Here is a 21,502-nt window from a genome sequence, read left to right as displayed (position 1 = left end):
GCCCTTCACAAGGACGTTCATTTTGATCACCCGCAGAACCCTGATCGGCGCCTCTTTGCTGGCTGTCCCCACTTTTTTCAGCCTGTCTTCATTAGCGTCCGCGCCGCGTGCCGAGCAGGCCTCCGAGCGGGTCATCCAGCAGCGACTGGCCGACCTCGAACGTCGTCACGGCGGACGACTGGGTGTTGCCATCCTGGACACCGCCAGCCAACGCCTGATCAGCCACCGTGGCGATGAACGCTTCGCCCTGTGCAGCACGTTCAAATGCCTGGCCGCAGCCCGTGTGCTGGCGCGGGTCGACCAGCGGCAGGAAGACCTTGCGCGGCGCATCGTTTATGCCTCTGAGCAACTGGTGCCGTATTCACCGACCACCGAGCTGCACGTGGGGGGACAAGGGCTGAGCGTCGGTTCATTGTGCGAGGCGGCCCTGACGCTGAGCGACAACACCGCCGCCAATCTGCTGCTCGACAGCCTCGGCGGTCCCGAGGGGCTGACGGCGTGGCTGCGGTCGATCGGCGACACGCAGACGCGACTCGACCGGCGCGAGCCCGAGCTGAACGAAAACCGGCCGGGTGACCTGCGCGACACCACCACGCCCGTCGCCATCCTCCACACGTTGAACACCCTGGTGCTGGGCGACGAACTGACGCTGCCGTCCCGCGATCAGTTGACGGCCTGGCTGGTGAACAATCAGACCGGTGACAAGAAGCTGCGCGCCGGTGTCCCCGGCAACTGGCGTGTCGGCGACAAAACCGGTTCGGGTGCCAACAACGCGAGCAATGATATCGCCGTCATGTGGCCCGGCGACCGGCCACCTATTCTACTGACGGCCTATTACACGGGCTCGAAGGCCAGCAGTGAGCAGATCAATGCGCTGATGGCGGATATCGGACGCCTGGCCGCTTCGGTGTAAGCGTCAGCGGCCGACTGCGACGTCATCGGACCGTGTTGCAAAGTCTCGATACACATTGCCTGCGATGAAAGCGTCTGGCTGAACATCAGCCAATTGTCGATTCGGCCCCGCGCCGGGCCTGGCGCGCCCGCACGGTACAAAATTGCTACCAAACGTCTGCTTCGGCGCGGAATGTGTGGCGCATTGACATTAATTCTCCTGTCGCTAGACAACCTCAGTCCCAGCCAGCGAAACCGGGTACCTCACGCTTACAGAGCCTGGGAAAAGGCTGCCGGAGATCTCCGTTTTTACGCCCAGTCTCAGGACTGTCATCAAACAGAAATGTTTCCAGTTTTAAATCTGCCTCGGGTCGGTAACTGTGACCACACACACAAATTCTCCTGCTGAGGTATTGCCGTGATTCTGCTGACTAAAAAACGCCTGTCGCTTCTACTGGCTTCTATGTGCCTGTCGGGTATGGCACATGCCGTGGATGTCACTGGCGCTGGTTCGAGTTTCGTATTCCCGGTTATCTCCCAGTGGTCGCAGGAATACAGCAAAGCGGCCGACAACCGTATCAACTACCAGTCGATCGGTTCGGGCGGCGGTATCGCTCAGATCAAGGCAGCAACCGTGGACTTCGGCGCCTCCGACGCCCCGATGTCGGCTGATGACCTCAAGGCCGGCGGCCTGGGCCAGTTCCCGAGCGTGATCGGCGGCATCGTGCCGATCGTCAACCTGGAAGGCTTTGAAGCCAATGACTTGAAGCTGAGCGGTCAGGTACTGGCTGACATATTCCAGGGCAAAATCACCAAGTGGAACGACCCTGCAATCGTCGAACTGAACAAGGGCGGCAAAGACCTGCCGGCCACCGCCATCACCGTCGTTCACCGTTCGGACGGTTCGGGCACTTCGTTCAACTTCACCAGCTACCTGACCAAAGTCAGCGACGCCTGGAAATCGGGCCCGGCCACCGGCTCGGCCGTTCAATGGCCAGTGGGCGTGGGTGGCAAGGGTAACGAAGGTGTTTCTGCCTACGTAAAACAGATCAAGGGTTCGATCGGTTACGTCGAGTACTCCTACGCCACCCAGAACAAAATTGCTTACACCCAGCTGCAAAACGCTGCCGGCAAGTTCATCAAGCCTGACGCCAAGGCCTTCGCCGCGGCGGCTGATACGGCTGACTGGGCCAACGCCAAAGACTTCAATCTGATCATGACCAACGCCCCGGGCGAGACCGCATGGCCGATCACCGCGACCACCTGGATCATCATGTACAAGCAGCCGAAAAACGCCGAGAAGAGCAAGGCCGCTTTCGACTTCTTCAAATGGTCCCTGGAAAAAGGCCAGACCTCGGCTGAAAAACTCGAATACGTACCTCTGCCTGCGTCGCTGGTCAGCAAGATCGAAGACTACTGGAAAACCGAGTTCGCCAAGTAACTCGACGTATCCGGCTAACCCCTGTCACCGAGCGCTCGGTGACAGGGTTTCCTTGCGAGTGGACCTACCATGACTGAGAACACCCAATACCTGTCCGCTGTGATTCCGGATGCAATATCCGAGAGCGATAAACGCGCGGCCCGCGATCACCGACACGACGCCTGGTTTCGGCGCACGATGCTGGGAGCGGCTCTGTTGGTGCTGCTGTTGCTGGCGAGCATCGCCGGCTCGACACTCTGGGGCGGTGCCCTGGCGTTCAAGACCTTTGGCTTCGAATTTCTTACCAGCACCGAATGGGATGCGGTCAACGGCCACTTTGGCGCGTTGGTCCCGATCTACGGCACCCTGGTGACCTCCTTTCTTGCGCTGCTGATCGCCGTTCCGGTGAGCTTCGGCATCGCGATTTTTCTGACTGAAGTCGCACCGCCCTGGCTGCGCATGCCCATCGCCTCGGCAGTGGAACTGCTGGCAGGCATTCCTTCGATCATCTATGGCATGTGGGGCCTGTTCGTGTTCGGCCCGTTCATGGCGCAGTACATGGCCCCGTGGATCAACGACAACCTCGGCGCGCTGCCACTGATCGGCCCGGTCTTTCAGGGTCCGCCCCTGGGCATCGGCATGCTGACGGCCGGTATCGTGCTGGCGATCATGATCACGCCCTTCATCACCTCGGTCATGACCGAAGTGTTCCGCAGCGTGCCCATCGCCCTTAAGGAATCGGCGTACGCACTGGGCGGCACGACCTGGGAAGTGGTCTGGGACATCGTCCTGCCGTACACCCGCTCGGCGGTGGTCGGCGGCGTCTTTCTGGGTCTGGGCCGCGCCTTGGGTGAGACGATGGCGGTGACCTTCGTACTCGGCAACGCTCACCAGTTCTCCGCATCGCTGATGATGCCCAGCAGCTCGATCGCCTCGGTGATCGCCAACGAGTTCAGCGAGGCCTACACCGACCTGCACCGTTCTTCGCTGATCGCGCTGGGCTTCCTGCTGTTTATCGTCACGTTCATCGTGCTGGCCATCGCCCGTCTGATGCTCTCTCGTCTGTCGCGCAAGGAGGGTCTATGAGTAAGGCCGATAACGAAAACCTGTACCGCGCCCGCGCGATCAAGAACATGATCGCGATGGTCCTCAGTTGCGGCGCGACGGCCTTCGGTCTGTTGTGGCTGGTGTGGATCCTGCTGACAACGGTCATCAACGGCTTTGAAGCATTGAACCTGCGGCTGTTCACCGAGATGACCCCGCCACCGGGCTCCTCGGGCGGCCTGGCCAACGCGTTCTACGGCAGTTTTCTGATGTCCGGCATCGGCCTGCTGATCGGCACGCCGATCGGCTTGATGGCCGGTATCTGGCTCGCTGAATTTGCCCGACACACCAAGCTCGGCAACGCCGTGCGCTTCATCAACGACATCCTGCTGTCGGCACCGTCCATCGTGCTGGGCCTGTTCGTGTACACCGCGGTGATCTTGCCGCTCAGCGCCGTGACCAACCACCAGGTCGGCTTCTCCGCCTTCGCCGGGGCCCTCGCCCTCGCGCTGCTGGTGATTCCGGTGGTGGTGCGGACCACCGATGAAATGCTCCAGCTGCAACCCTCGACCATGCGCGAAGCCGCATTGGCGCTGGGTGTGCCGCAATGGAAGCTGACCCTGCAGATTGTCCTGCGTGCGGCCAAGGCCGGCGTGGTGACCGGCATCCTCCTGGCGCTGGCGCGCATCACCGGCGAAACCGCGCCGCTGTTGTTCACCGCTTTCGGCAATCAATTCTGGAGCAGCGACCTGCTCAAACCGATCGCAAGCGTTCCCGTGGTGATCTTCCAGTACGCGATGAGCCCGTTCGATGACTGGCATTCCCTGGCCTGGGCCGGCGCCTTGATTCTGACCTTGTTTGTACTGGTACTGAGCCTCAGTTCCCGTCTTCTCCTTTTGCGCAATAGGGCGTCCTGATGAACAACCTTTCCCTCGCCGACGAAAAAACCAAAATCCAGGTACGCGGTCTCGACTTTTTTTACGGCGGCCAGCGGTCGCTGAAGTCGGTGGACATGGTCATCCCCGAGAAGCGCATCACCGCGATCATCGGCCCGTCGGGCTGCGGCAAGTCGACGCTGCTGCGCGTCTTCAACCGCATCTACTCGATGTACCCGAAGCAGGAAGCCAAGGGCGAGGTGATCCTCAACGGCGAGAACATCCTGGCGCCGGGCTATTCGATGAACCGCCTGCGCAGCCATGTGGGCATGGTGTTCCAGAAGCCGGTGCCGTTCCCGATGTCGATATTCGACAACATTGCCTACGCGGTGCGTCACCACGAAAAGCTCTCCCGTCGCGAGATGGAAGAGCGCGTCGAGCAGGCCCTGCGCGGGGCCGCGTTGTGGGACGAAGTCAAAGACAAGCTCAAGCAGAGCGCGCAGAGCCTGTCCGGCGGTCAGCAACAGCGGCTGTGCATCGCCCGCACCATCGCGCTGCGCCCGCAAGTGCTGCTGCTGGACGAGCCGACCTCAGCGCTGGACCCGATCTCCACCGGCCGCATCGAACAGCTGATCACCGAACTCAAAGAGCAGTTCACCGTGATCATCGTGACCCACAACATGCAACAGGCGGCGCGCTGCTCGGATTACACCGCGTTCATGTTCATGGGCGAACTGATCGAACACGGCGACACCGACACCATTTTCACCAAACCCTCCAAGACCCAGACCGAGGACTACATCACCGGTCGTTTTGGCTGATGGGGAATATTGCTGGGGTCTTCCGGCTAAAGCCGGTCCTACATCTGGTCGCTGGTTAGTAGGACCGGCTTCAGCCGGGAACGCGTCGGGCGCTATCGCGCGGGGCCCGGAGCGCTTGAATCCCCCATGAACTCCTCCAGCCGCTTGCGCAGCCAGCGTTCGGCGGGGTCGGTGTCCATCACGCTGAGCCAGACCATGGACAGGTCAAGGTTCGGCGTCATGAACGGCAGTGGCTCGCCGCGCAGACCGGTTCGGCTCATTGCCAGCGTCAGGTGATCCGGCAGGTTGCACAGCAGGTCCGTGCCTTCCATCAACGCCGGCAACGTGCTGTATTGCGGCACCGACAACACGGCGGTCCGCTTGCGTCCGATCGCCGCCAGCCAGTCATCCGCGAAACTCGAAATGTTCGCCACGTGGGACACCACGACGTGGGGCCGCGTGCAGTATTCGTCCAAGGTGATCGGGTCTGGCGACGAGTCTGCCCGCACCACCATCGGCTGCACGGTGCGCAACATTTTGCGTTTGGCATTGGCCGGCAGCTCGCGGGTCAGGCAGACGCCGACGGTGATGTCGCCGGACATGAGCAGCTCCGACACGTTCCAGAAATTGACCTGCTTGATCACCAGCACGATGCCCGGCGCTTCCTTGCGAATTGCACGCAGCATCGGCGGCAGCAGGCTGTATTCGACGTCATCGGACAGGCCGATGCGGAAGGTCATGTCACTGCTGGCCGGGTCGAATTCCCGAGTGAGGCTCAAGGCCACGGACATCGCGTCCAGCGCCGGTGACAGGTGACTGATGATCTCGTTGGCCCGCGCGGTCGGCTCCATGCGATGGCCGACGCGGATGAACAGTGGATCATTGAATAACGCCCGCAGGCGGTTGAGGGCTGCGCTGATGGTGGGTTGACCGAGGAACAGTTTCTCGGCGGCGCGGGTCACGTTGCGCTCTTGCATCAAGGTCTCGAACACCACCATCAGATTGATGTCGGCCTTGCGCAGCTCATTGCGATTCATAGATCTTCCCCAATGCCCGACATTCGTCACCCCGCTGTGAAAGGCCTGTCGCATGATGCGCGCAGTTTATGGAGCGCGGTCGCCCGACGTCCAGCCTTCTCGGCTGACGTCAGGGCTGCGGGGTATACGCGTTCTATCTAATAGTGGGACTGGCTTCAGCCGGGAAGGGGCCAGTCCGGGGGGGCGATGGGTTCAGGGTGTGATGGCTGACGCTGACCCGGCTGAAGCCCTTGCCACTGACTCTGCGCGCCGCTCATGTTTGGCCAGCCTCAGCCGCTTCGGCATTACGCTGGTTTTGCTTTTTACGGTCGGCATCGGGCGGACGCACCATCTGCACCGTGATGCTTTGATCTTCACCGACATACACCACCGCGCTAATACCGCCGCTTTGATAACTGGCCTCGGTGGCGACATTCAGCAGCAGCAACGTGCTGCCGACGCCGGTTACGCCTACGCGCATGCCCAAGTCGTACATCTCCAGGGGTGGCTCCTCGGCAACCCCGGCCTTGCCAACCAAAACCCCCAGTGCCTGCATGAGCATGGTTTTAAATCCCTGCTGGCGGCTGTCGTAGAACACCCGCACCGGTCGTTCGCCCACGGGCAGGGTGTTCAGCGCGTGTATCCAGCCGTCCTCAAACAAACCGAGGCTATGCCTCGACGCTGGATCGCTCGCGGTCTTTGGCATAGCGACCTTGATCGGCCGATGCAGATAACCCAGCACCGGAGCGGACTTGTATGCTTCCAGCTGGAACCTTCCCCAGCGCACCGGCCGCCACAGGCTTGGCTCGAAGTAGGGGCCGTCGTCTTCATAAGTGCTCATAAAATCGGGGAGGTGCGCGTGCCAATACTCGGTCGGCATTGTCCTCGGGATGATCACGGGTGGCTCGCTCGCAGCCGTTCGACGCTGCTGATACTCCGCCGCATAGGCCTTGTCCGTCTGCCAGAAGAAGGTCCACAGCCTGCCCGGCGCCGTTCGCATGAATGCCTCGCCAGTAGGGGTGTCGACGGAGCTACGCTCCAGTCCTGACACGCGGTTGCTCAGCAACATCGCGGCGGTGTTTGCCACGGGGGACGCGCCGGTGCGAGCCGCGCCGCCTTCCTCGTCGCTGACCAGCAGGGCCTGCGGCACCCCACGATGCTTCTCCATGAAGGCAAACAGCTTCTCGATCATGGCCTGGGTTTTGTCACCCCGCTCGGCGAACTGCGCCACGAACTGGGTCTGCCCGAGAACGGCGGCGTTGCGCCCCTCATTGATCATCCAGGCAGCGCTGACCTGTTCGTGGGCCGGGCGCAGTGAGCCGACCACGAAGGTCGGGATCGGCCAGAACGTCACGGCGTGGGCGGCGGAACCGCGAAACGCGGCGCGTCGAAGCGGGAAGAGCCAGTCCCGGGTGGTGTAGTCATGGGGCGATGCGGTGGGCGCGAAGGGGACTGTCTGCTCGCCATTGCTCAGCGAGGTCCATATCCGCTTCAGCGTAATGCCATGCATGCCCAAGCCGGTGCCTTGAATTTCAAGGCTGAAGACCCGTTGGGCTTCGCTGTTTAACCACTGCTGATGGGCCAGACGCTCTGCGTCGTAGCGACGCTCGCACAGCATGAGCTTGATCAAGCTATGGGCTAAGAAGAGGAAGGCAAGCGCGAAGGCGATCCCGATACAGCCTTCCCAGACCCAATGCTGCAGGTCTGGCATTGGCGATCCGTTGGCAGCCACACTGCGTGCCACTGCGTAGAGAAAGGCGAGCCACAGGCCGATCAGCAACGCGAGCACACGAAGATAGCCTCGAGGCCAGAGGAACTCATGCTGATTGATCTCGCGCCGGGTCTTGATCACCGGTCGTCCATTTTTGGGGGCTTGAACGTCCATCACCACATGTCCTTCTCTGGCTGGCGGAACAGCAGCACGGCGGTGACGCTGCCATCGGTCATCAGCTCCAGACGAGCGTCGTCGCTGGCCAGGCGATACGTGGTCACGCCACGCAATGCCTGGGCGAAGCGATCACCGACGTGATCGAAACGCGGGTTGTGACAGCGCGAACCGGTCAGTGTGATGCCCTCTACGTAAAGTCGCTCGCCCTCGACGCGGTAGCGGCCGTCGACTTGCTGGCAGCCGGCGAAGCCGATCAGCGTCTGGTCCTCGGCCTTGAAGATCACGAAACCCACATGGCTCTCCTGGGGAATATCGGTAAGGGCATAGGGCGTTCCGCCCAGGTCCAGTTGAGCGAGTTTCCAGACGGTGGTTTGCAGCGGTCGGGATTTATCCGGCGCCGGTTCCGGCTCTTTTTGGCAGCCTGCTAGGCAGGCCATCAAGGCGGCCAGCGTGAGGAAGAATCCTAGCAACAGTCCTTTGTGGTTCATGCGCTTCTCCTGAGGTCAACGATGGATCGTCTTGGTTTGGCGGCCGGTGGGGCGTAGGGCGCGTAGTGCACCCGTGCGCCGGCGAACACCTGTCGCAGGCGCAGGTAACTCCAGTCTTCGCGGCGGCCGGAGTAGCGGTTGAGCAGGTCGCGCAAGTCGTTCAAGCCGTCCACGCTCGTGCCGGGTGTGGCATCGCTGAAGATGACCGCCTGGCCGGCGCGGTGCAGGCGCAACATCTCCCGTCCCGGTCCACTCAATGGGTCACGAGGAGGAACGGTCGGGACCACGGATTTGCCCTGCATTACGGCGCGCTCGTCAGCCTTTTGCTGAGCGCGCCACACGTTCATCGCTTGCTGGTACTCATGGTCCTGACGTTCCAGCGACGCTAACAACACCCGACGTTCGTCCTCGGTCTGCGGATCGGTGAGCATGAAATGCGCGCGGGAGTCATGCACGTACTGCTCAAGAAACAGCCCCACCTCGGGGTGCAGGGCAGGGGCGTGACGCCATTCCAGGTGAAAACCTTTTTCCAGGGGCGAGGCCAGGCTGTACTGCAGTTTTTCGAGGTATTTCTGCCGCTGGGTGTCGTGAGTAAATGCTTCGACGCGGTGACGCAGCTGCCGATTGGCCTCGATCATGTCCACCCGCTCCTGATCGCCACTGGCGCGAACGAATGACAACTGACAGAAATGCTCGTCAGCGATGACCTGCTTGCGCCAACCCAGGTAGAGCTTGCGGTGAGCCAGAAAATGCTGAGTGACCGGGGCGCCGGTTTGCTGGGCGGTGAGCTGCGACATGTAGGTGTCGAAGCTGTCCTGGAGTTCGGGACTGATGGCGAAGTCGTCCGACAGATCGCCGCGCGCTTTTTTGTCGAGGCTAATCAAAGGCACGCCGGCTTTAAGCGCCCGTTCATACATATCGTTGAGCGGGATTTGCGACAGCTTGTCCGCAGTGGAATGACGCACGCTGCCATCGGCTTGTTGGGTACCTTTACCCTGATCTCTGGGACCGTAACCGCCACCGACATCAGCGTGCATACCGGGGTAGACGATCTCCAGGCAATTGGGTGAGTAGGTATCGCCGGCGCGAATCAAGTCCACCGGGAAAGAGGCGCGGTTTTCGTGGGCAGCGACCATGTGTACGCACTGCTCCACGCACGGTGGGATGGTCAGCAGCGACTGATCGCCCCAAAACTGATGGCCGTCTACCGGCAGCGGGTAAGCATCGGCAAGACCAACCGAGGCCACGGTGTCGAACAAACCCATGAATCGCACGCGCAGCGGGACGCCGCAAAAGGTGCTGTCGTTGTTGCCGAAGTGCTTTAGCAGTTGATTGAGGAAAGAGCGCGCGGCGGTAGCGCCTCGGGAGAAGCCGAACAGGTCGAGGGTGATCTCGTCTATTTTTGGGCCGCCGACGCGGGGGACCAGCATCGTGGTGATCTGGTCACGCCATCGGGGGATCAGGTTGTCGTTTTTGACGGCGTGGGTGATGGATTTAGAGTCTTCCGCCACGAGGTACTGATTTCCCACAATGAACGCCACGTTGTTTGCGACAAACAACATTGCATAACGGATGCGGCGGTCGCCCATAGTGCCGTCTTTGGCTCCGTCCGGGTGTGGCTCGGGCTCACCGATTTCGGGGAAGCGTGTTCCGACACCCTGAATATAAAGACGGTATTTGCACTCTTGTTCGTTATCCAAAGTAAGTTCGAAAAGCCTCGCGACGTTGCTATGAGATCTGCTGGGTTTGTCCTCGTCCTTGCTGTTTCTAGTGCCATCAAAATAGATTGAGAAACTTGCTTTCAATCTGCATGGGAACTTCTTTGTGGGGGGGAATAGCTTCGGGAAAATCAAATGAGATTTCGGCGCGTCCGATGGGCGCCAGCTGAGGTTGTTCATTATGTCATTCCATTTATTTATAGAAATTCTTTTGCGGGAACTTGGGACCCGGATAGTCATCATGGCGAGGCCACATCCCGCTGGGGATAATCAACACATCATCGTTCTCTAAAATATGTAGCCAGGTTCGCGCGGTGTAGTCGTACGGATGAACCAAGACATGCTTTTCATTCCACCTGCAATTTTTGCCATAGGGTTCACAGCGCCTCCATTTAACGCGGACCGTTAGCCCTGGATGCCAAGGCGCAGGAAGGCTGAGAGCCCCGGCAACCGTGCTACCTCCGGTTCCAGCAGCACCTACCCAGTGGCCATCAACATAAACCGGCCGCACAAACGTATCGCTCATGTCGTGATCCATGGGCGTGACACTACTCCCGAAAGACAGTTTCTTGATAACTGGCTCAGGTCGTGGGTATTTCGCATAGTTGCTAACTGCAATTAATATGACAGCCCCACCCAGAAACATGCCAAGGTTGATTCTTTTCATGATCTAGGTCCGTGACACCAGATGCGGAGATTCCTGGCGTGCCTAACATGATGGTTTGAAACCAGCAATCCGTGGTTGCTCATAGGAGTATTCCTTTCAGTAGTAAAAGTCTTTTTGGGGGTAATGAGGTCCTGGATAATCAGGGTGGTTGGGGAACAACATGCTGGGTATTATCAATACGTCATCATTCTCTAAAATATGCAGATTCGTACCGCCGGAATGATCGTACGGATGAACCAGCACATGCTTTTCTTTCCACCTGCAATTTTTCCCATAGGGTTCACAGCGCCTCCATTTAACGCGGACGGTCAGCCCGGGATGCCAAGGCGCTGGAAGGCTGAGACCCCCTGCAACCGTGCTCCCACCTGTTCCAGCTTCACCCACCCAATGGCCATCCACGTAGACCGGACGCACGAACGTATCGCTCATGTCGTGATCCATCGGCGTCACGCTGCTGCCGAAATACCGCGTCGTCGACACAGGCTCCGAAGGCGGCATCAGCGCCCACCGAGCCAGCCCGATCAGCGCCACGGTCACCCCCCAAAACACCCCCAACGGCACGCGCTTCACGGGGTCGCCTTCTCTGGCCCCATGTCCTCCCCAAGCGACTTGGCCAATGCAGCGCCGGTCAATTGCAACTCGACCGCGGTCAATCCCGCACAGCGCTGCGCCGCTGTAGCGCCGGTACGCAACGCCCACACCACAAACTGGCCAAGGTCATTTTCAACCGCATACCCCGCAGCGGCCGCTTGGGACAGCACACCCTGCACCGTGGCATGGCGGGTTTCGCGACAGCCCTTGATCGAGGCGTGCAGAGCAACCGTGGTCTTGAGCTCATGGATCAGCCGGTCTGCCGTCGTCGCCAGGTGCACGCGTTGCTGCTGCGCGGCATCAAGCGCCGTCGACACGGGGGTCAATATTTCCAGCTTGTCGGGCAGAGCGAGCAGCCGGCCCATGCCGTTGCGGTCGCCGAAACACCACGCTTGCCAGGGCTGGCAAAATGCGGTGCGCTGGCTGTGACGCCATACGCCCATCAGCGCTGTCAGCGCACGACCATCGGCGAGGCGCAGCCAGGCCCGCACGGTCGGGTCCGGGCTGCGCATCCAGTGCAGCAAATGCTCGCGCACCGCGTCCATCGGCAGGGCGCTCGCCAGCCAGTTGACCCCGCGTGCGCAGCCATCGATGCCCAGCGTTGCGGCACGCTCCGGAATCATCAACCAAGGCCCGAGGGATTGGGCCGCCCTGGAATAGTCGGCGAACAGCGACACCGCGCCGTCAGGGTCCCGCGCCAGTCGTTCGCCGAGCCGTTGCTGCATGGCGCCGTCGAGCAAGATCACGCTGTTCAGCGCTTTCGCTTCGACCAGAGCGGTGTAGGATCTGGGCAGCGCGTTCACAGGGTCACCTCGGCGGCGCCGCTCAGCGCGGCCTTGAGCAGGCACTTCAAGCAGATCGGGTCGCCAGGCGGCGGCATCGCCACCGACGCCCGATCGGTTTTCGGGCCCACCCAGTGATAAGCGCTGGCATGGGTCACGACCTTGGCTTGGGTGCCCATCTCGATGCCGCCGCCGATCCTGATGTAGCTGCCGTCGTCGGCGACAAACCGCAGGCTGGGCGCGCTGATCACCACCTCGCCCTGCTGCGCGCTGATCTGCACGTTTTGCTGCGCGGTCAGGGCGATATCGGCGTTCTGCGCCTGAACCCGCACCGCGCCGCGATTGGCGATGGCGCTGATGCCGTGATCCTCGGCAAACAGGGCGATGCCTTGTCCGGCATTGATGCGCGTTGCTTGTCCGCTGGTGACTTGCACATGGCGGCGGGCGAGGGTGTCGTGGTTTTCCCCGGCCACCTGCAGGTGCGAGGCGGGCGTTGCGCTGACTGTCCCGGCGACAGCGGCCATCGCCAGAACGGGATCACCGGACTGAGCGCTGTCCGGTTCAGGCCATTGCCTCAAGGATTGCTGCAAACCGTCGAAGCCTCGTTCGTCGACAGGCTGGCTGCCTTGTGCACCGGCCGTCTGCCCGAGCGCCTTGAACAGTTCCCCGCATTCGGCCAGCAAGTCGAGGAGCTCGCGCCGGTCCAGTTGCGCGCCGTTGGCCTGGGTGCGTGCATAGGTCGTAAGCAACATGCCCTGGGCCGCGCGCAAGGCGATGGCCGCGTCGGTGCGCAACTCAGCCCCTTCGCCACGGGGGCTGGCGCTGCCCCGCACGCGTGGGGTGGTCAGTTTGCCCATGTTCAGCGCGGTGGCGTGTTGGGTGCTCGCCAGGCGGGTCCGCAGTTCGCCGCTCGTGTCGTCGAACAGTAGCTCGTTGTAGCCCCGGCCGCTGTGCTCGCGGCTCTTGATGCCTGACAGCGCCTTGTTGCCAGGCAAGCCCGGCTCGCCGCTGAAATAAGGATGGGCGTGGGTGCCGTTGTACATCACGCCGGTCACCACCGGCCGGTCCACATCACCGGCGACGTGCTGCACCAAGACTTCCTGCCCGATACGCGGCACGAACTGATGACCGAACCCGGTGCCGGCGCTGGGCATCGCGACGCGCAGCCAGGCGGTGTCTTCGGCGTCCTCGCGCACCGCCTTGTCCGGGGTTTCGACACGACGTTGCCAGTGAAAGCGCACACGAACCCGTCCCAGCTCGTCGGTGAATACTTCCTCGGTTTCTGGCCCGACCACCACCGCCGTCAACGGCCCGCTGATGACCGGTCGCGGCACGGTCAGCATCGGGCGAAAGGGGATCGTGCGGCGAATGCAGCTGAAGGTGTTGCTGTACTCGGCGGGATTGGCGGACCGGTAATTGTTTCGGCCTTCGTGCTCAACGCTCAGCAGCAGGAACTGGCGTTCCTCCCTTGTGTCCTGGTCGTGGTCGAAGTGCTCGGTCAGCTCGAAGGTGAAGCCCGCGCGCAAGCTGCGGCAGTTGCTGGCGCCGGTAAAGCTTTTGCCCGTGCTCTCGTGGGCTTCGATGCGCCGGCGCAGCAGCGCTTCGCCCGCCAGGTAGTCGCCATGGGAGTAGGGTTGGGTACGGTCGTAGATTTCCAATGGCAGCACGTCACCCTGCCGATTGAGGCTGTTCATGCTCACCGGCAGTGCGTTGGCGGGCTGCTTGTAATCGTTGGTCTGCAGGCTGATGCGGGTGGACTGCAGGTGCCGGTGGGCGCTCCATCGGGTGATCGCGTCTTCAGTTTCGGTGACCGATGCGCGGTGGTAACGAATGCGCGGCTGCTCCGGCAATTCGGTCAGTTCCCGTGAGCGGTCGGTGACCACCAGCCGGTGCCCGTCCGCATCGTGCTCGAAGTAGAACAGCAGCCCTTCGTGTTCAAGCACGCGCAGAATGAAATCGAGATCGCTTTCGAAATACTGAGTGATATAGCTATGCGGCTTCAGTTCGTGGAACAGGCGAAATTCGAAGCATGCAACTGCGCCGTAAGCGGCGAACACCGCGCGAAGAGTCTCTTCGACGGTTTTCTCTTGAAATATCCGCGAATCCTGACGCTGGCTCAGCAACCATACCCATGGGCTTAACGTCGCAGAGTAGCGACACAGCCCGCCATCACTGCTGATCATGCTGAAGCGGCTGATGCAGCCGTCAATGACGCGAGCCCCGCCGTCCGCCAGTTCGACCTGCAACTGCGCCGTCGTGCCGATCAGCGACTTGAGCTCGATGTGTGCGTCCAGTGCAAGCAGTTCCAGTTCGTAGGTAAACAATTCTGACAGCGCTTCGCGGCCGGTGAATGAATCGAGGAGCAATTCCTGTTCGCCGCAAAGGGCGGTCTTTAGGGTGATCAGGCGGCGGTTCTGCGGCGAGAAAATTTCGGCGAGTGTGTTGGGCATGCGGTCTCCTGCGCTTGCGCGCTGACCGAGGGATCAGCAGGCAGGCGATATCGGGTTCATTGCGTCCATGCAAGGAATTGCGGGATGACGAGAGTCGGGCAGCAGTCAACCATCCCGAGCAAGGCGCGGATGTAGTCCGATTCTGGGCGTGGCGTAGGCGGGATCGGGTTCGCCGAGGGGACTTCCCTTACAAACCGTTCCTCATTAAAGGTTTTAGAGAACTTGTCCTGTCGGTTTCATATCTGCACACCGCATTCCAATGAACCCTCCAATCCAGGTATCCCGATGAACTTCGGCAGAACCCCGTGAGTCAGCATTAAAACGCTCACCATGAGGCTCGACATTCCATGCAGATTTCCTTGAAAGGCCAGGTCGCGCTCGTCACGGGCGCCAGCTCAGGTCTGGGAGCCGGCGCGGCCAAGGGGCTGGCGGCGTCCGGCGCGGCGGTGGTTATCAACTACCACTCGCAACCCGAACCCGCAGAAAAGCTCGCGCAAGACATTATCGATGCCGGGGGCCAGGCCATTGCGGTCGGCGCCGACGTGTCCAACGAGGAGGAGGTAGAGAAGCTGTTTGCCGAGACGCTGAAGGCGTTCGGTCGGCTGGACATCCTCGTCGCCAACTCCGGCCTGCAGAAAGATGCCGCCATCGCCGAGATGACCCTGAAAGACTGGAACACCGTCATCAACGTCAACCTGACGGGCCAGTTTCTCTGCGCGCGCGCCGCCTTGCGGCAGTTCGCCAAACAGGACATTCGCCCTGACGTGTCGCGTGCGCGCGGCAAGATCATCCACATGAGTTCGGTGCATCAGCTCATCCCCTGGGCCGGCCATGTCAATTACGCGGCCTCAAAAGGCGGCGTCGATCTGCTGATGCGCAGCATTGCCCAGGAAGTCGGCGAGCAGCGCATCCGCGTCAACAGCATCGCGCCGGGAGCGATTCGCACCGCGATCAACACCAAGGCCACCAGCGGCGATGCGGAGAAAAAGCTGCTGGAGCTGATCCCGTACGGCCGGGTGGGCGAGGCCGATGATGTGGCGAACGCCATCGTCTGGCTGGCCTCGGATGCGTCGGACTATGTGCATGGGACGACCCTGTTCATCGATGGCGGGATGAGCCTTTACCCGGAGTTCCGTAATAATGGCTGAAGACACGCCGACGGCGGACGATCACACCCGGCCAGAACCGCAGAACGCTATTGAAGACCACGGCATCATCGGCGACATGCGCAGCGCGGCGCTGGTCGCCGACACCGGCAGCATCGACTTTTGCTGCTGGCCCGATTTCGACAGCCCGAGCATTTTCACCGCGCTGCTGGACACGCCTGACGCCGGGATTTTCCAACTGGCGCCGATCCTGCCGGACGCCCGCCGCCAGCAGTTGTATCTGCCGCAAACCAATGTGCTGATGACCCGCTGGATTGCCAAAGACGCGGTGGTTGAAGTCACTGACCTGATGCCCATCGCCTCGGAAGTCGACAACCTGCCGCGCCTGATTCGCCGGATCCATGTTCGTCACGGCCAGACCGCAGTGCGCATGCTGTGCCGGGTGCGGCACGATTACAGCCGCGCTGACACGACCGCGCAGATGGACGGCGAGGACGTGCGGTTCGACGCCGATGGCCAGCCGGCGCTGCGTCTGGCGGCGACCACCGCACTGAAGCTTGAAGGCCAGGCCGCGGTGGCCGAGTTCGAGATGAAACAGGGCGATGTCGTCGAGTTCATGCTGGGCGGCGCCGAGGATCCGCTGGTCAAGGCGACCCAATGCGATTGCGATCTCAAGAGCACGGTGAAGTACTGGCAGAACTGGAGTCGGCATTCCAACTACCGCGGGCGCTGGCGCGAAGTGGTCAACCGCTCGGCCCTCGCCCTCAAGCTGCTGACCTCGCGCAAGCACGGCGGCATTGTCGCGGCGGCGACTTTCGGGCTGCCGGAAGAAGAGGGCGGCGAGCGTAACTGGGACTACCGCTACACGTGGATTCGCGACGCGTCATTCACCGTGTACGCGTTCATGCGCCTGGGTTACACCGATGAAGCCAACGCCTTCATGCACTGGGTGCGCGACCGCATGGGCGACTGCTGTGAGGACGCCAACAAGCTGGGCATTCTTTATGCGCTCGACGGCCGCGAGGAACTGCCGGAAGAGACGCTGGATCATCTCGCCGGATACGGCGGCGCGTCGCCGGTGCGCATCGGCAACGAGGCCTACAAGCAGACCCAACTGGACATCTACGGCGAACTGCTCGACGCGGTGTACCTGGCCAACAAGTACGGCGAGGCCATTTCCCACGAGGGCTGGAAGAACGTCACCCGGCTGGTCGACGATCTGTGCGGCACCTGGCGCAACAAGGATGTCGGGATCTGGGAAATGCGCGGCGAGGACCAGCATTTTCTTCACTCTCGGCTGATGTGCTGGGTCGCCCTGGACCGCGCGCTGCGTCTGTCGATGAAACGTTCGCTGCCGGCGCCATTCGAGCGCTGGGACAAGGAGCGTCAGGCCATCCACGACGACATCTGGGAGAACTTCTGGGACGCCGACCTTGGCCATTTCGTCCAGCACAAGGGCAGCAAAAACCTGGACGCGTCGATGCTGCTGATGCCGCTGGTGCGGTTTGTCGGCGCCAGCGACCCCAAGTGGCTCAAAACCCTGGACGCCATCGAAGGCGCGCTGGTGCGCGACGGCATGGTGTACCGCTACCGCAATGACGATGACTACCACGACGGCCTCGGCGGTAAAGAAGGTGCGTTCGTCGCCTGTTCGTTCTGGTACGTCGAATGCCTGGCCCGTGCCGGGCGGGTGGAAGAGGCTCACCTGGAGTTCGAGCAATTGCTGCGCTACGCCAACCCGGTGGGCCTGTACGCCGAAGAGTTCGACGCCCACGGCCATCATTTGGGCAACACGCCGCAAGCCCTTAGCCACCTGGCGCTGATCAGTGCGGCGAGTTTTCTGGATCGCAAGCTCGAAGGCGGCCAGACCCTCTGGCAGCCCTGAAAACAGGAGAAGAGCCATGGCTCATGCATTCAAGGTCGGTGATCACGTGCGCTGGAATTCCGAAGCCGGGCACATCCTCGGCAAGGTCACCAAAGTGCACACCAAAGAGGTCGAGTTCATGGGCCGCCATCGCCATGCCTCGACGGACGCACCGCAATACGAGGTCAAGAGCGACAAGACCGGCCACCTGGCGATGCACAAGGAGGACGCGCTGGAGAAGGCTTGAATGTGCTTGCCCAGGGGCTTTCTTTGACGGCACAGCGATCGGAAACAAAAAACGCAGCGATGAACACCCTCATCGCTGCGTTTTTTTGTGTACGGGTCAGCCGATCAAGGAATCAGGCGCTGAGCCCGCAGCGTATCGAACACGTCGAAGAAGGCCTGGTCGCTGGCCTGGAAGGCAGTGAAGCCCAAGGCCCGGCTCTTCGACATGTCGGTCACCACTTCGATGGGGCGACCCAGATCGGCATCGCTGTGCCACGGCGAAATCAGGCGAGTGATGTCGGCCTCTTTCAAACCGTGAGCCTGCACGAGGTCGTCCCATGCGCCCTGGTCGTTGGCCATTTGCTCTTCCAGCGGTGACACCTTTTCCGGGAAGGCCGCAGGGTGCAGACCGAAGTACCCGGCGATCTGGCCCCACATCCACTTCCAGCGAAACACGTCGCCGTTGGTGATATTGAACGCCTGGTTTGCCGCCGCCGGGGTGGTCGCCGCCCACAGCTGCTGTTTGGCCAGTTGCCGTGCATCGGTGATGTCCGTGAGGCTGTCCCACTGCACGCGGGAGCCGGGGAACACGAACGGGCGGCCGGTGGCTTTACAGATCGACGCATACACCGCCAGGGTGGTCGCCATGTTCATCGCATTACCCACCGCGACGCCGGTGACGGTGTGTGGACGGTGCACGCTCCAGGTGAAGCCGTCGCGTTCGGCGGCGGCGAACACTTCATCTTCCTGGGCGTAATAAAAGTTCTCGATGTCCAGCCGCCCCTGAGACTCGCGGAACGGCGTCTGCGGCAGCGTGCCTTTGCCGTAGGCTTCGAACGGGCCGAGGTAATGCTTCAAGCCCGTGACCAGTGCCACATGCTGGACGCTCTTGGCCGGGCTCAAGGCCTCCAGCACGTTGCGCACCATGGCAGCGTTGACGCGAATGTTTTCGGCCTCGGTGGCCTGACGTGACCAGGTGGTAATGAAAACGTGGCTGGGTTTGAGGTCCGCGAGGGCCTGCTTGACCGATGCCGGGTCTTGCAGGTCTGCCGCGACGGGGATGACGCCCGGTGTTTGCGAAGGGCGGCGGGAGAGGGCGGCCACTTGCCAACCGTTATCGAGCAGCAGTTGAGTGGTTGCGCTGCCGACGATGCCGCTGGCGCCGACGACCAAGGCCGTTTGAGTCATGAGGGTCTCCTGATTGATCGAGTTGAACGGGCTTCATAACGGTTCAGCGTTCAGGAGTGAGAACGGCATCGCGGCCAATAGGTTCAGCGCGATTACCCCGGTGCGCCCCCACACCGCGCTGCGCCGCTTGGGGTAAACCGTTGTACGCGGGGGCCGCACGGGGTTTGATCAGCCGATCAGCAACGCAGTCCCATACATGCCGATCGCAAAGACCACATGCCCGGCGACATTCTGCAGTCGCGCAACATTCGGCTTAGGCGCCTTGTTGCACGCCACGCCAACGCCCATGCCGGGCTGCAGGATGAACCAGCCAGCGCCGATGGTGACCAGCCCGACGATCAGCGCCGGCAGAAAGGTCGGCGCGTGGGCCCACTGCACGCCCCAGATGAACAACAGTGCCGCAGCGAAGAGAACGCCGACGGCGTAATGCATGAACCAGCCGATCGCCAGCTCCCTGGCAATGGGTGGGGAATTGCCGATGCCACTGCCGTGAACGAACCGCCCCGTCGGCATCCCGGCGAACCAGCGGCCGACAAGGTGCCAGGGCGGGGTGGGTAAACCCAGCGCTGTCTTGAGCAACAGCGCCCAGAGATCAAGCAGCGCCGTGCCGCCCATGCCGATGAGGATTGCCAGGTAAATGAATTCGAACATGTCCGTCCCTGCGTGTTGTCAGTGAGCGATGGCGAGTATGGGCCGGACACGTTAGCAGTTTTGGCAGCAAAAGCGGCGCCGCGCGAAAGGACAGGTCCCACCCTTACGGCAAGGCAGGGCTGTCAGCGCTGCGCATGGGCAATCACCAGCGGTCGTTGCCACGGCCGTGGTCAAAGCCCCTGCGGTAACCGCCGTCGTAGTAACCACGGGGCGGCGGTGGCGCGAAGCGGCGGTACTCGACCCGCTCACGCACCGGCACATAGGCAACCGGCTGGTACTGAGGCTGATAGCGCGGCGCATAACGCGGTTGCGGGCGGTAATCCTGGTAGCGATCATGGCGGTCATTGTTCGACTGACTGATGACGGCAGCGAGTACGGCACCGACGGCGGCTCCGGCGATGACAGGCACAATCACGTTGCGTTCGCTGGCGGACGCCGCACCGGCGCTGGCGAGCAGACCGGACAGGATCAGGGCTTGGGTCATCTTGGAAATCATGGTGTCTCCTTTGGCGAAAGAGTGGGTTCGCCATGGACGTATGAAACACCAAATCGGTGTAAACCCAGGTCTAGGATCGGTAAAGGTTGAGTAAACCCCGGGGTCACCCGAAGCCCCGATCGTCGAATCGATCAGCGTCACCGCATGACCGCCGATCAGCCACCGGTCGCCGCCACGAAACCTTGAACGGCCACGTGGATCAACTGGTTACGTGAGTGATGTTCAGGGGAAGTATGATGGTGACCGACGATCTTATACGGTGGAACAGCCACTGGCGGTTAAGTGATCACACGGTGTTGTGCAGGGCCTGCAAAGCCAGGCAAAGCGAGACGGAAAGGGAAGCCACCTTCGTGCATTTGCCCACGTGCGGCTATGCCCGCGAAGCGGCCCACCCCTGGGATGAACTGGACGCCAGTTGCCCCATGCAGTCCACCCACTAAACCGACTGTTTCGATTTGCTCACGGTGAAGGCGCAACGACGGTTTTGAACAACAGACTCGGCGCCTGTCCGGGCACGTCGTCAAGGTCGCCGCAGCGCTGCATGCCGATCTTTTCCAGCACCCGAATCGACGCAACGTTGGCCGGTCTAACGAACCCATACACCTCATCAAGGTTCAAGCTGGAAAATCCGTGCTCCAGCGCCGTTCTGCCCACCTCTGTAGCGAAACCCTGTCCCCACGCCTCAACCGCAAATCGATAGCCCAGATTAAGCCGCTGTTCGCCGAGAAAATCATGCAGCGCGATGCCGCCGAAGCCAATGATGTGCTCGGGTTCTTCCCTGCGCGCGATCGCCCACCAACCATAACCGTGTATTTCCCAGTGCCCGATCCAGCGCTCCAGCAACGCGTTGGCCTGGGCCTCTTCGGTCATCGGCCCGGAGGGATTGAACAGCTGAGTTTGCGGGTCGCTGTAGATGGCGAACAGGCGGGGGAGGTCATGCCGGGTAGGTGCGCGGTAGATCAGGCGAGGACTGCTCATGGGCATGGTGGGTCATCCTTCAAACTGTGCACAGCGAATCGCTGCTGATAAGGCCGTGATCTATCACCTCAATTCGCTTTCGTCCACCCCGTATTGAGCGGTCTCGCCCCGAAAGCGCTTCACCGTCCATGGCCCCGCCGTTCCGCTAGAATGACGCCAACCCGGTTCAGCCGCCCTCAGGCTGGGCGCACCCGGCAGCCCCTATCGACTCCTTGGGCAGGACGCAAAAGCGAGGCAGCAGTGATCGAACGGCGAGAATTCAGCGGGTGCATGAAGGGCAAGAACCTGCGTTACGTGGATGAAGACAAGCGAAGCCCATCGACCCAGACCCGAGCCGGCTTCGTGCTGCTTGAACACTTCTCCT

Annotated in this window: 20 protein-coding genes and 1 pseudogene; 9 read left to right on the top strand and 12 right to left on the bottom strand. The window is 61.6% G+C overall.

The features are described from left to right. Nucleotides 1-22: 22 nt before the first annotated feature. The 5 genes from bla to pstB all read left to right on the top strand — a co-directional run bounded on the left by bla (nucleotide 23) and on the right by pstB (nucleotide 5,051). Nucleotides 23-913 (top strand): class A beta-lactamase, encoded by an 891-nt coding sequence (gene bla, locus VF672_RS12585; RefSeq protein WP_331104915.1) that lies wholly within the window; start codon nucleotides 23-25, stop codon nucleotides 911-913. A 396-nt stretch (nucleotides 914-1,309) separates the two neighbouring features. After that, nucleotides 1,310-2,332 carry a phosphate ABC transporter substrate-binding protein PstS gene (gene pstS / locus VF672_RS12580; RefSeq protein WP_331104914.1) on the top strand — a complete coding sequence of 341 codons (1,023 nt, stop codon included), beginning with the start codon at nucleotides 1,310-1,312 and terminating at the stop codon, nucleotides 2,330-2,332. 69 nt (nucleotides 2,333-2,401) lie between these two features. Continuing rightward, nucleotides 2,402-3,397 carry a phosphate ABC transporter permease subunit PstC gene (pstC, locus tag VF672_RS12575; protein WP_331104913.1) on the top strand — a complete coding sequence of 332 codons (996 nt, stop codon included), beginning with the start codon at nucleotides 2,402-2,404 and terminating at the stop codon, nucleotides 3,395-3,397. Beyond that, a complete protein-coding gene (gene pstA / locus VF672_RS12570; RefSeq protein ID WP_331104912.1) occupies nucleotides 3,394-4,272 on the top strand; it encodes a phosphate ABC transporter permease PstA in 879 nt (292 codons plus the stop codon). Before pstC ends, pstA begins: the two co-directional genes overlap by 4 nt. After that, on the top strand, nucleotides 4,272-5,051 hold the full coding sequence (pstB, locus tag VF672_RS12565; protein ID WP_331104911.1) for a phosphate ABC transporter ATP-binding protein PstB: 780 nt from the start codon (nucleotides 4,272-4,274) through the stop codon (nucleotides 5,049-5,051). The genes pstA and pstB overlap by 1 nt, the downstream gene beginning before the upstream one ends. 92 nt (nucleotides 5,052-5,143) lie before the next feature. On the opposite strand, the gene VF672_RS12560 is transcribed toward pstB, so the two are convergent. The 8 genes from VF672_RS12560 to VF672_RS12525 all read right to left on the bottom strand — a co-directional run bounded on the left by VF672_RS12560 (nucleotide 5,144) and on the right by VF672_RS12525 (nucleotide 14,630). Further along, nucleotides 5,144-6,067, bottom strand: coding sequence for a LysR family transcriptional regulator (locus VF672_RS12560; protein ID WP_331104910.1), 924 nt, complete (start codon nucleotides 6,065-6,067; stop codon nucleotides 5,144-5,146). 253 nt (nucleotides 6,068-6,320) lie between these two features. Beyond that, nucleotides 6,321-7,931 (bottom strand): type VI lipase adapter Tla3 domain-containing protein, encoded by a 1,611-nt coding sequence (locus VF672_RS12555; protein ID WP_331104909.1) that lies wholly within the window; start codon nucleotides 7,929-7,931, stop codon nucleotides 6,321-6,323. Beyond that, nucleotides 7,931-8,422 carry an META domain-containing protein gene (locus VF672_RS12550; RefSeq protein ID WP_331104908.1) on the bottom strand — a complete coding sequence of 164 codons (492 nt, stop codon included), beginning with the start codon at nucleotides 8,420-8,422 and terminating at the stop codon, nucleotides 7,931-7,933. The genes VF672_RS12555 and VF672_RS12550 overlap by 1 nt, the downstream gene beginning before the upstream one ends. Beyond that, on the bottom strand, nucleotides 8,419-10,320 hold the full coding sequence (locus VF672_RS12545; protein ID WP_331104907.1) for a DUF2235 domain-containing protein: 1,902 nt from the start codon (nucleotides 10,318-10,320) through the stop codon (nucleotides 8,419-8,421). Before VF672_RS12545 ends, VF672_RS12550 begins: the two co-directional genes overlap by 4 nt. A 13-nt stretch (nucleotides 10,321-10,333) precedes the next feature. Further along, nucleotides 10,334-10,807: a DUF3304 domain-containing protein gene (locus VF672_RS12540; RefSeq protein WP_331104906.1), complete on the bottom strand. Its 474-nt coding sequence runs from the start codon at nucleotides 10,805-10,807 to the stop codon at nucleotides 10,334-10,336. 96 nt (nucleotides 10,808-10,903) lie between these two features. Beyond that, entirely contained in the window at nucleotides 10,904-11,377 is a 474-nt protein-coding gene (locus VF672_RS12535; protein WP_331104905.1) for a DUF3304 domain-containing protein, read from the bottom strand. Continuing rightward, entirely contained in the window at nucleotides 11,374-12,201 is an 828-nt protein-coding gene (locus tag VF672_RS12530) for a DUF4123 domain-containing protein (protein WP_331104904.1), read from the bottom strand. The genes VF672_RS12535 and VF672_RS12530 overlap by 4 nt, the downstream gene beginning before the upstream one ends. Continuing rightward, nucleotides 12,198-14,630: a type VI secretion system Vgr family protein gene (locus VF672_RS12525; protein ID WP_331104903.1), complete on the bottom strand. Its 2,433-nt coding sequence runs from the start codon at nucleotides 14,628-14,630 to the stop codon at nucleotides 12,198-12,200. The genes VF672_RS12530 and VF672_RS12525 overlap by 4 nt, the downstream gene beginning before the upstream one ends. 347 nt (nucleotides 14,631-14,977) lie before the next feature. On the opposite strand from VF672_RS12525, the gene VF672_RS12520 reads away from it, so the two are divergent. Genes VF672_RS12520 through VF672_RS12510 form a run of 3 tightly spaced genes read left to right on the top strand, consistent with a single transcriptional unit; the run spans nucleotide 14,978 to nucleotide 17,847 of the window. Further along, complete coding sequence (locus VF672_RS12520; protein ID WP_331104902.1) at nucleotides 14,978-15,778, top strand: glucose 1-dehydrogenase; 801 nt, start codon at nucleotides 14,978-14,980, stop codon at nucleotides 15,776-15,778. Continuing rightward, nucleotides 15,771-17,621 (top strand): glycoside hydrolase family 15 protein, encoded by a 1,851-nt coding sequence (locus VF672_RS12515; RefSeq protein ID WP_331104901.1) that lies wholly within the window; start codon nucleotides 15,771-15,773, stop codon nucleotides 17,619-17,621. Before VF672_RS12520 ends, VF672_RS12515 begins: the two co-directional genes overlap by 8 nt. A 16-nt stretch (nucleotides 17,622-17,637) precedes the next feature. Further along, nucleotides 17,638-17,847 carry a DUF2945 domain-containing protein gene (locus VF672_RS12510; RefSeq protein ID WP_331104900.1) on the top strand — a complete coding sequence of 70 codons (210 nt, stop codon included), beginning with the start codon at nucleotides 17,638-17,640 and terminating at the stop codon, nucleotides 17,845-17,847. 104 nt (nucleotides 17,848-17,951) lie between these two features. Here VF672_RS12510 and VF672_RS12505 read toward each other — a convergent pair whose 3' ends face one another. The 4 genes from VF672_RS12505 to VF672_RS12490 all read right to left on the bottom strand — a co-directional run bounded on the left by VF672_RS12505 (nucleotide 17,952) and on the right by VF672_RS12490 (nucleotide 21,144). Next, nucleotides 17,952-19,013: an SDR family oxidoreductase gene (locus VF672_RS12505; protein WP_331104899.1), complete on the bottom strand. Its 1,062-nt coding sequence runs from the start codon at nucleotides 19,011-19,013 to the stop codon at nucleotides 17,952-17,954. 168 nt (nucleotides 19,014-19,181) lie between these two features. Next, entirely contained in the window at nucleotides 19,182-19,664 is a 483-nt protein-coding gene (locus VF672_RS12500) for a DUF2938 family protein (RefSeq protein ID WP_331104898.1), read from the bottom strand. A gap of 142 nt (nucleotides 19,665-19,806) precedes the next feature. Beyond that, nucleotides 19,807-20,160 (bottom strand): hypothetical protein, encoded by a 354-nt coding sequence (locus VF672_RS12495; protein WP_331104897.1) that lies wholly within the window; start codon nucleotides 20,158-20,160, stop codon nucleotides 19,807-19,809. A 459-nt stretch (nucleotides 20,161-20,619) separates the two neighbouring features. Further along, the gene (locus tag VF672_RS12490) at nucleotides 20,620-21,144 is read right to left on the bottom strand and encodes a GNAT family N-acetyltransferase (protein ID WP_331104896.1); all 525 of its coding nucleotides are present in this window, start codon (nucleotides 21,142-21,144) and stop codon (nucleotides 20,620-20,622) included. 234 nt (nucleotides 21,145-21,378) lie between these two features. Here VF672_RS12490 and VF672_RS12485 point away from each other — a divergent pair. After that, nucleotides 21,379-21,502, top strand: a pseudogene (locus VF672_RS12485) (GlxA family transcriptional regulator); the annotation flags it as partial.

The organism is Pseudomonas sp. (assembly GCF_036387035.1).
Classification (GTDB): domain Bacteria; phylum Pseudomonadota; class Gammaproteobacteria; order Pseudomonadales; family Pseudomonadaceae; genus Aquipseudomonas.
Note: the sequence above shows the minus strand (reverse complement) of the source record. Positions and strands in the feature narration are given on the sequence as shown.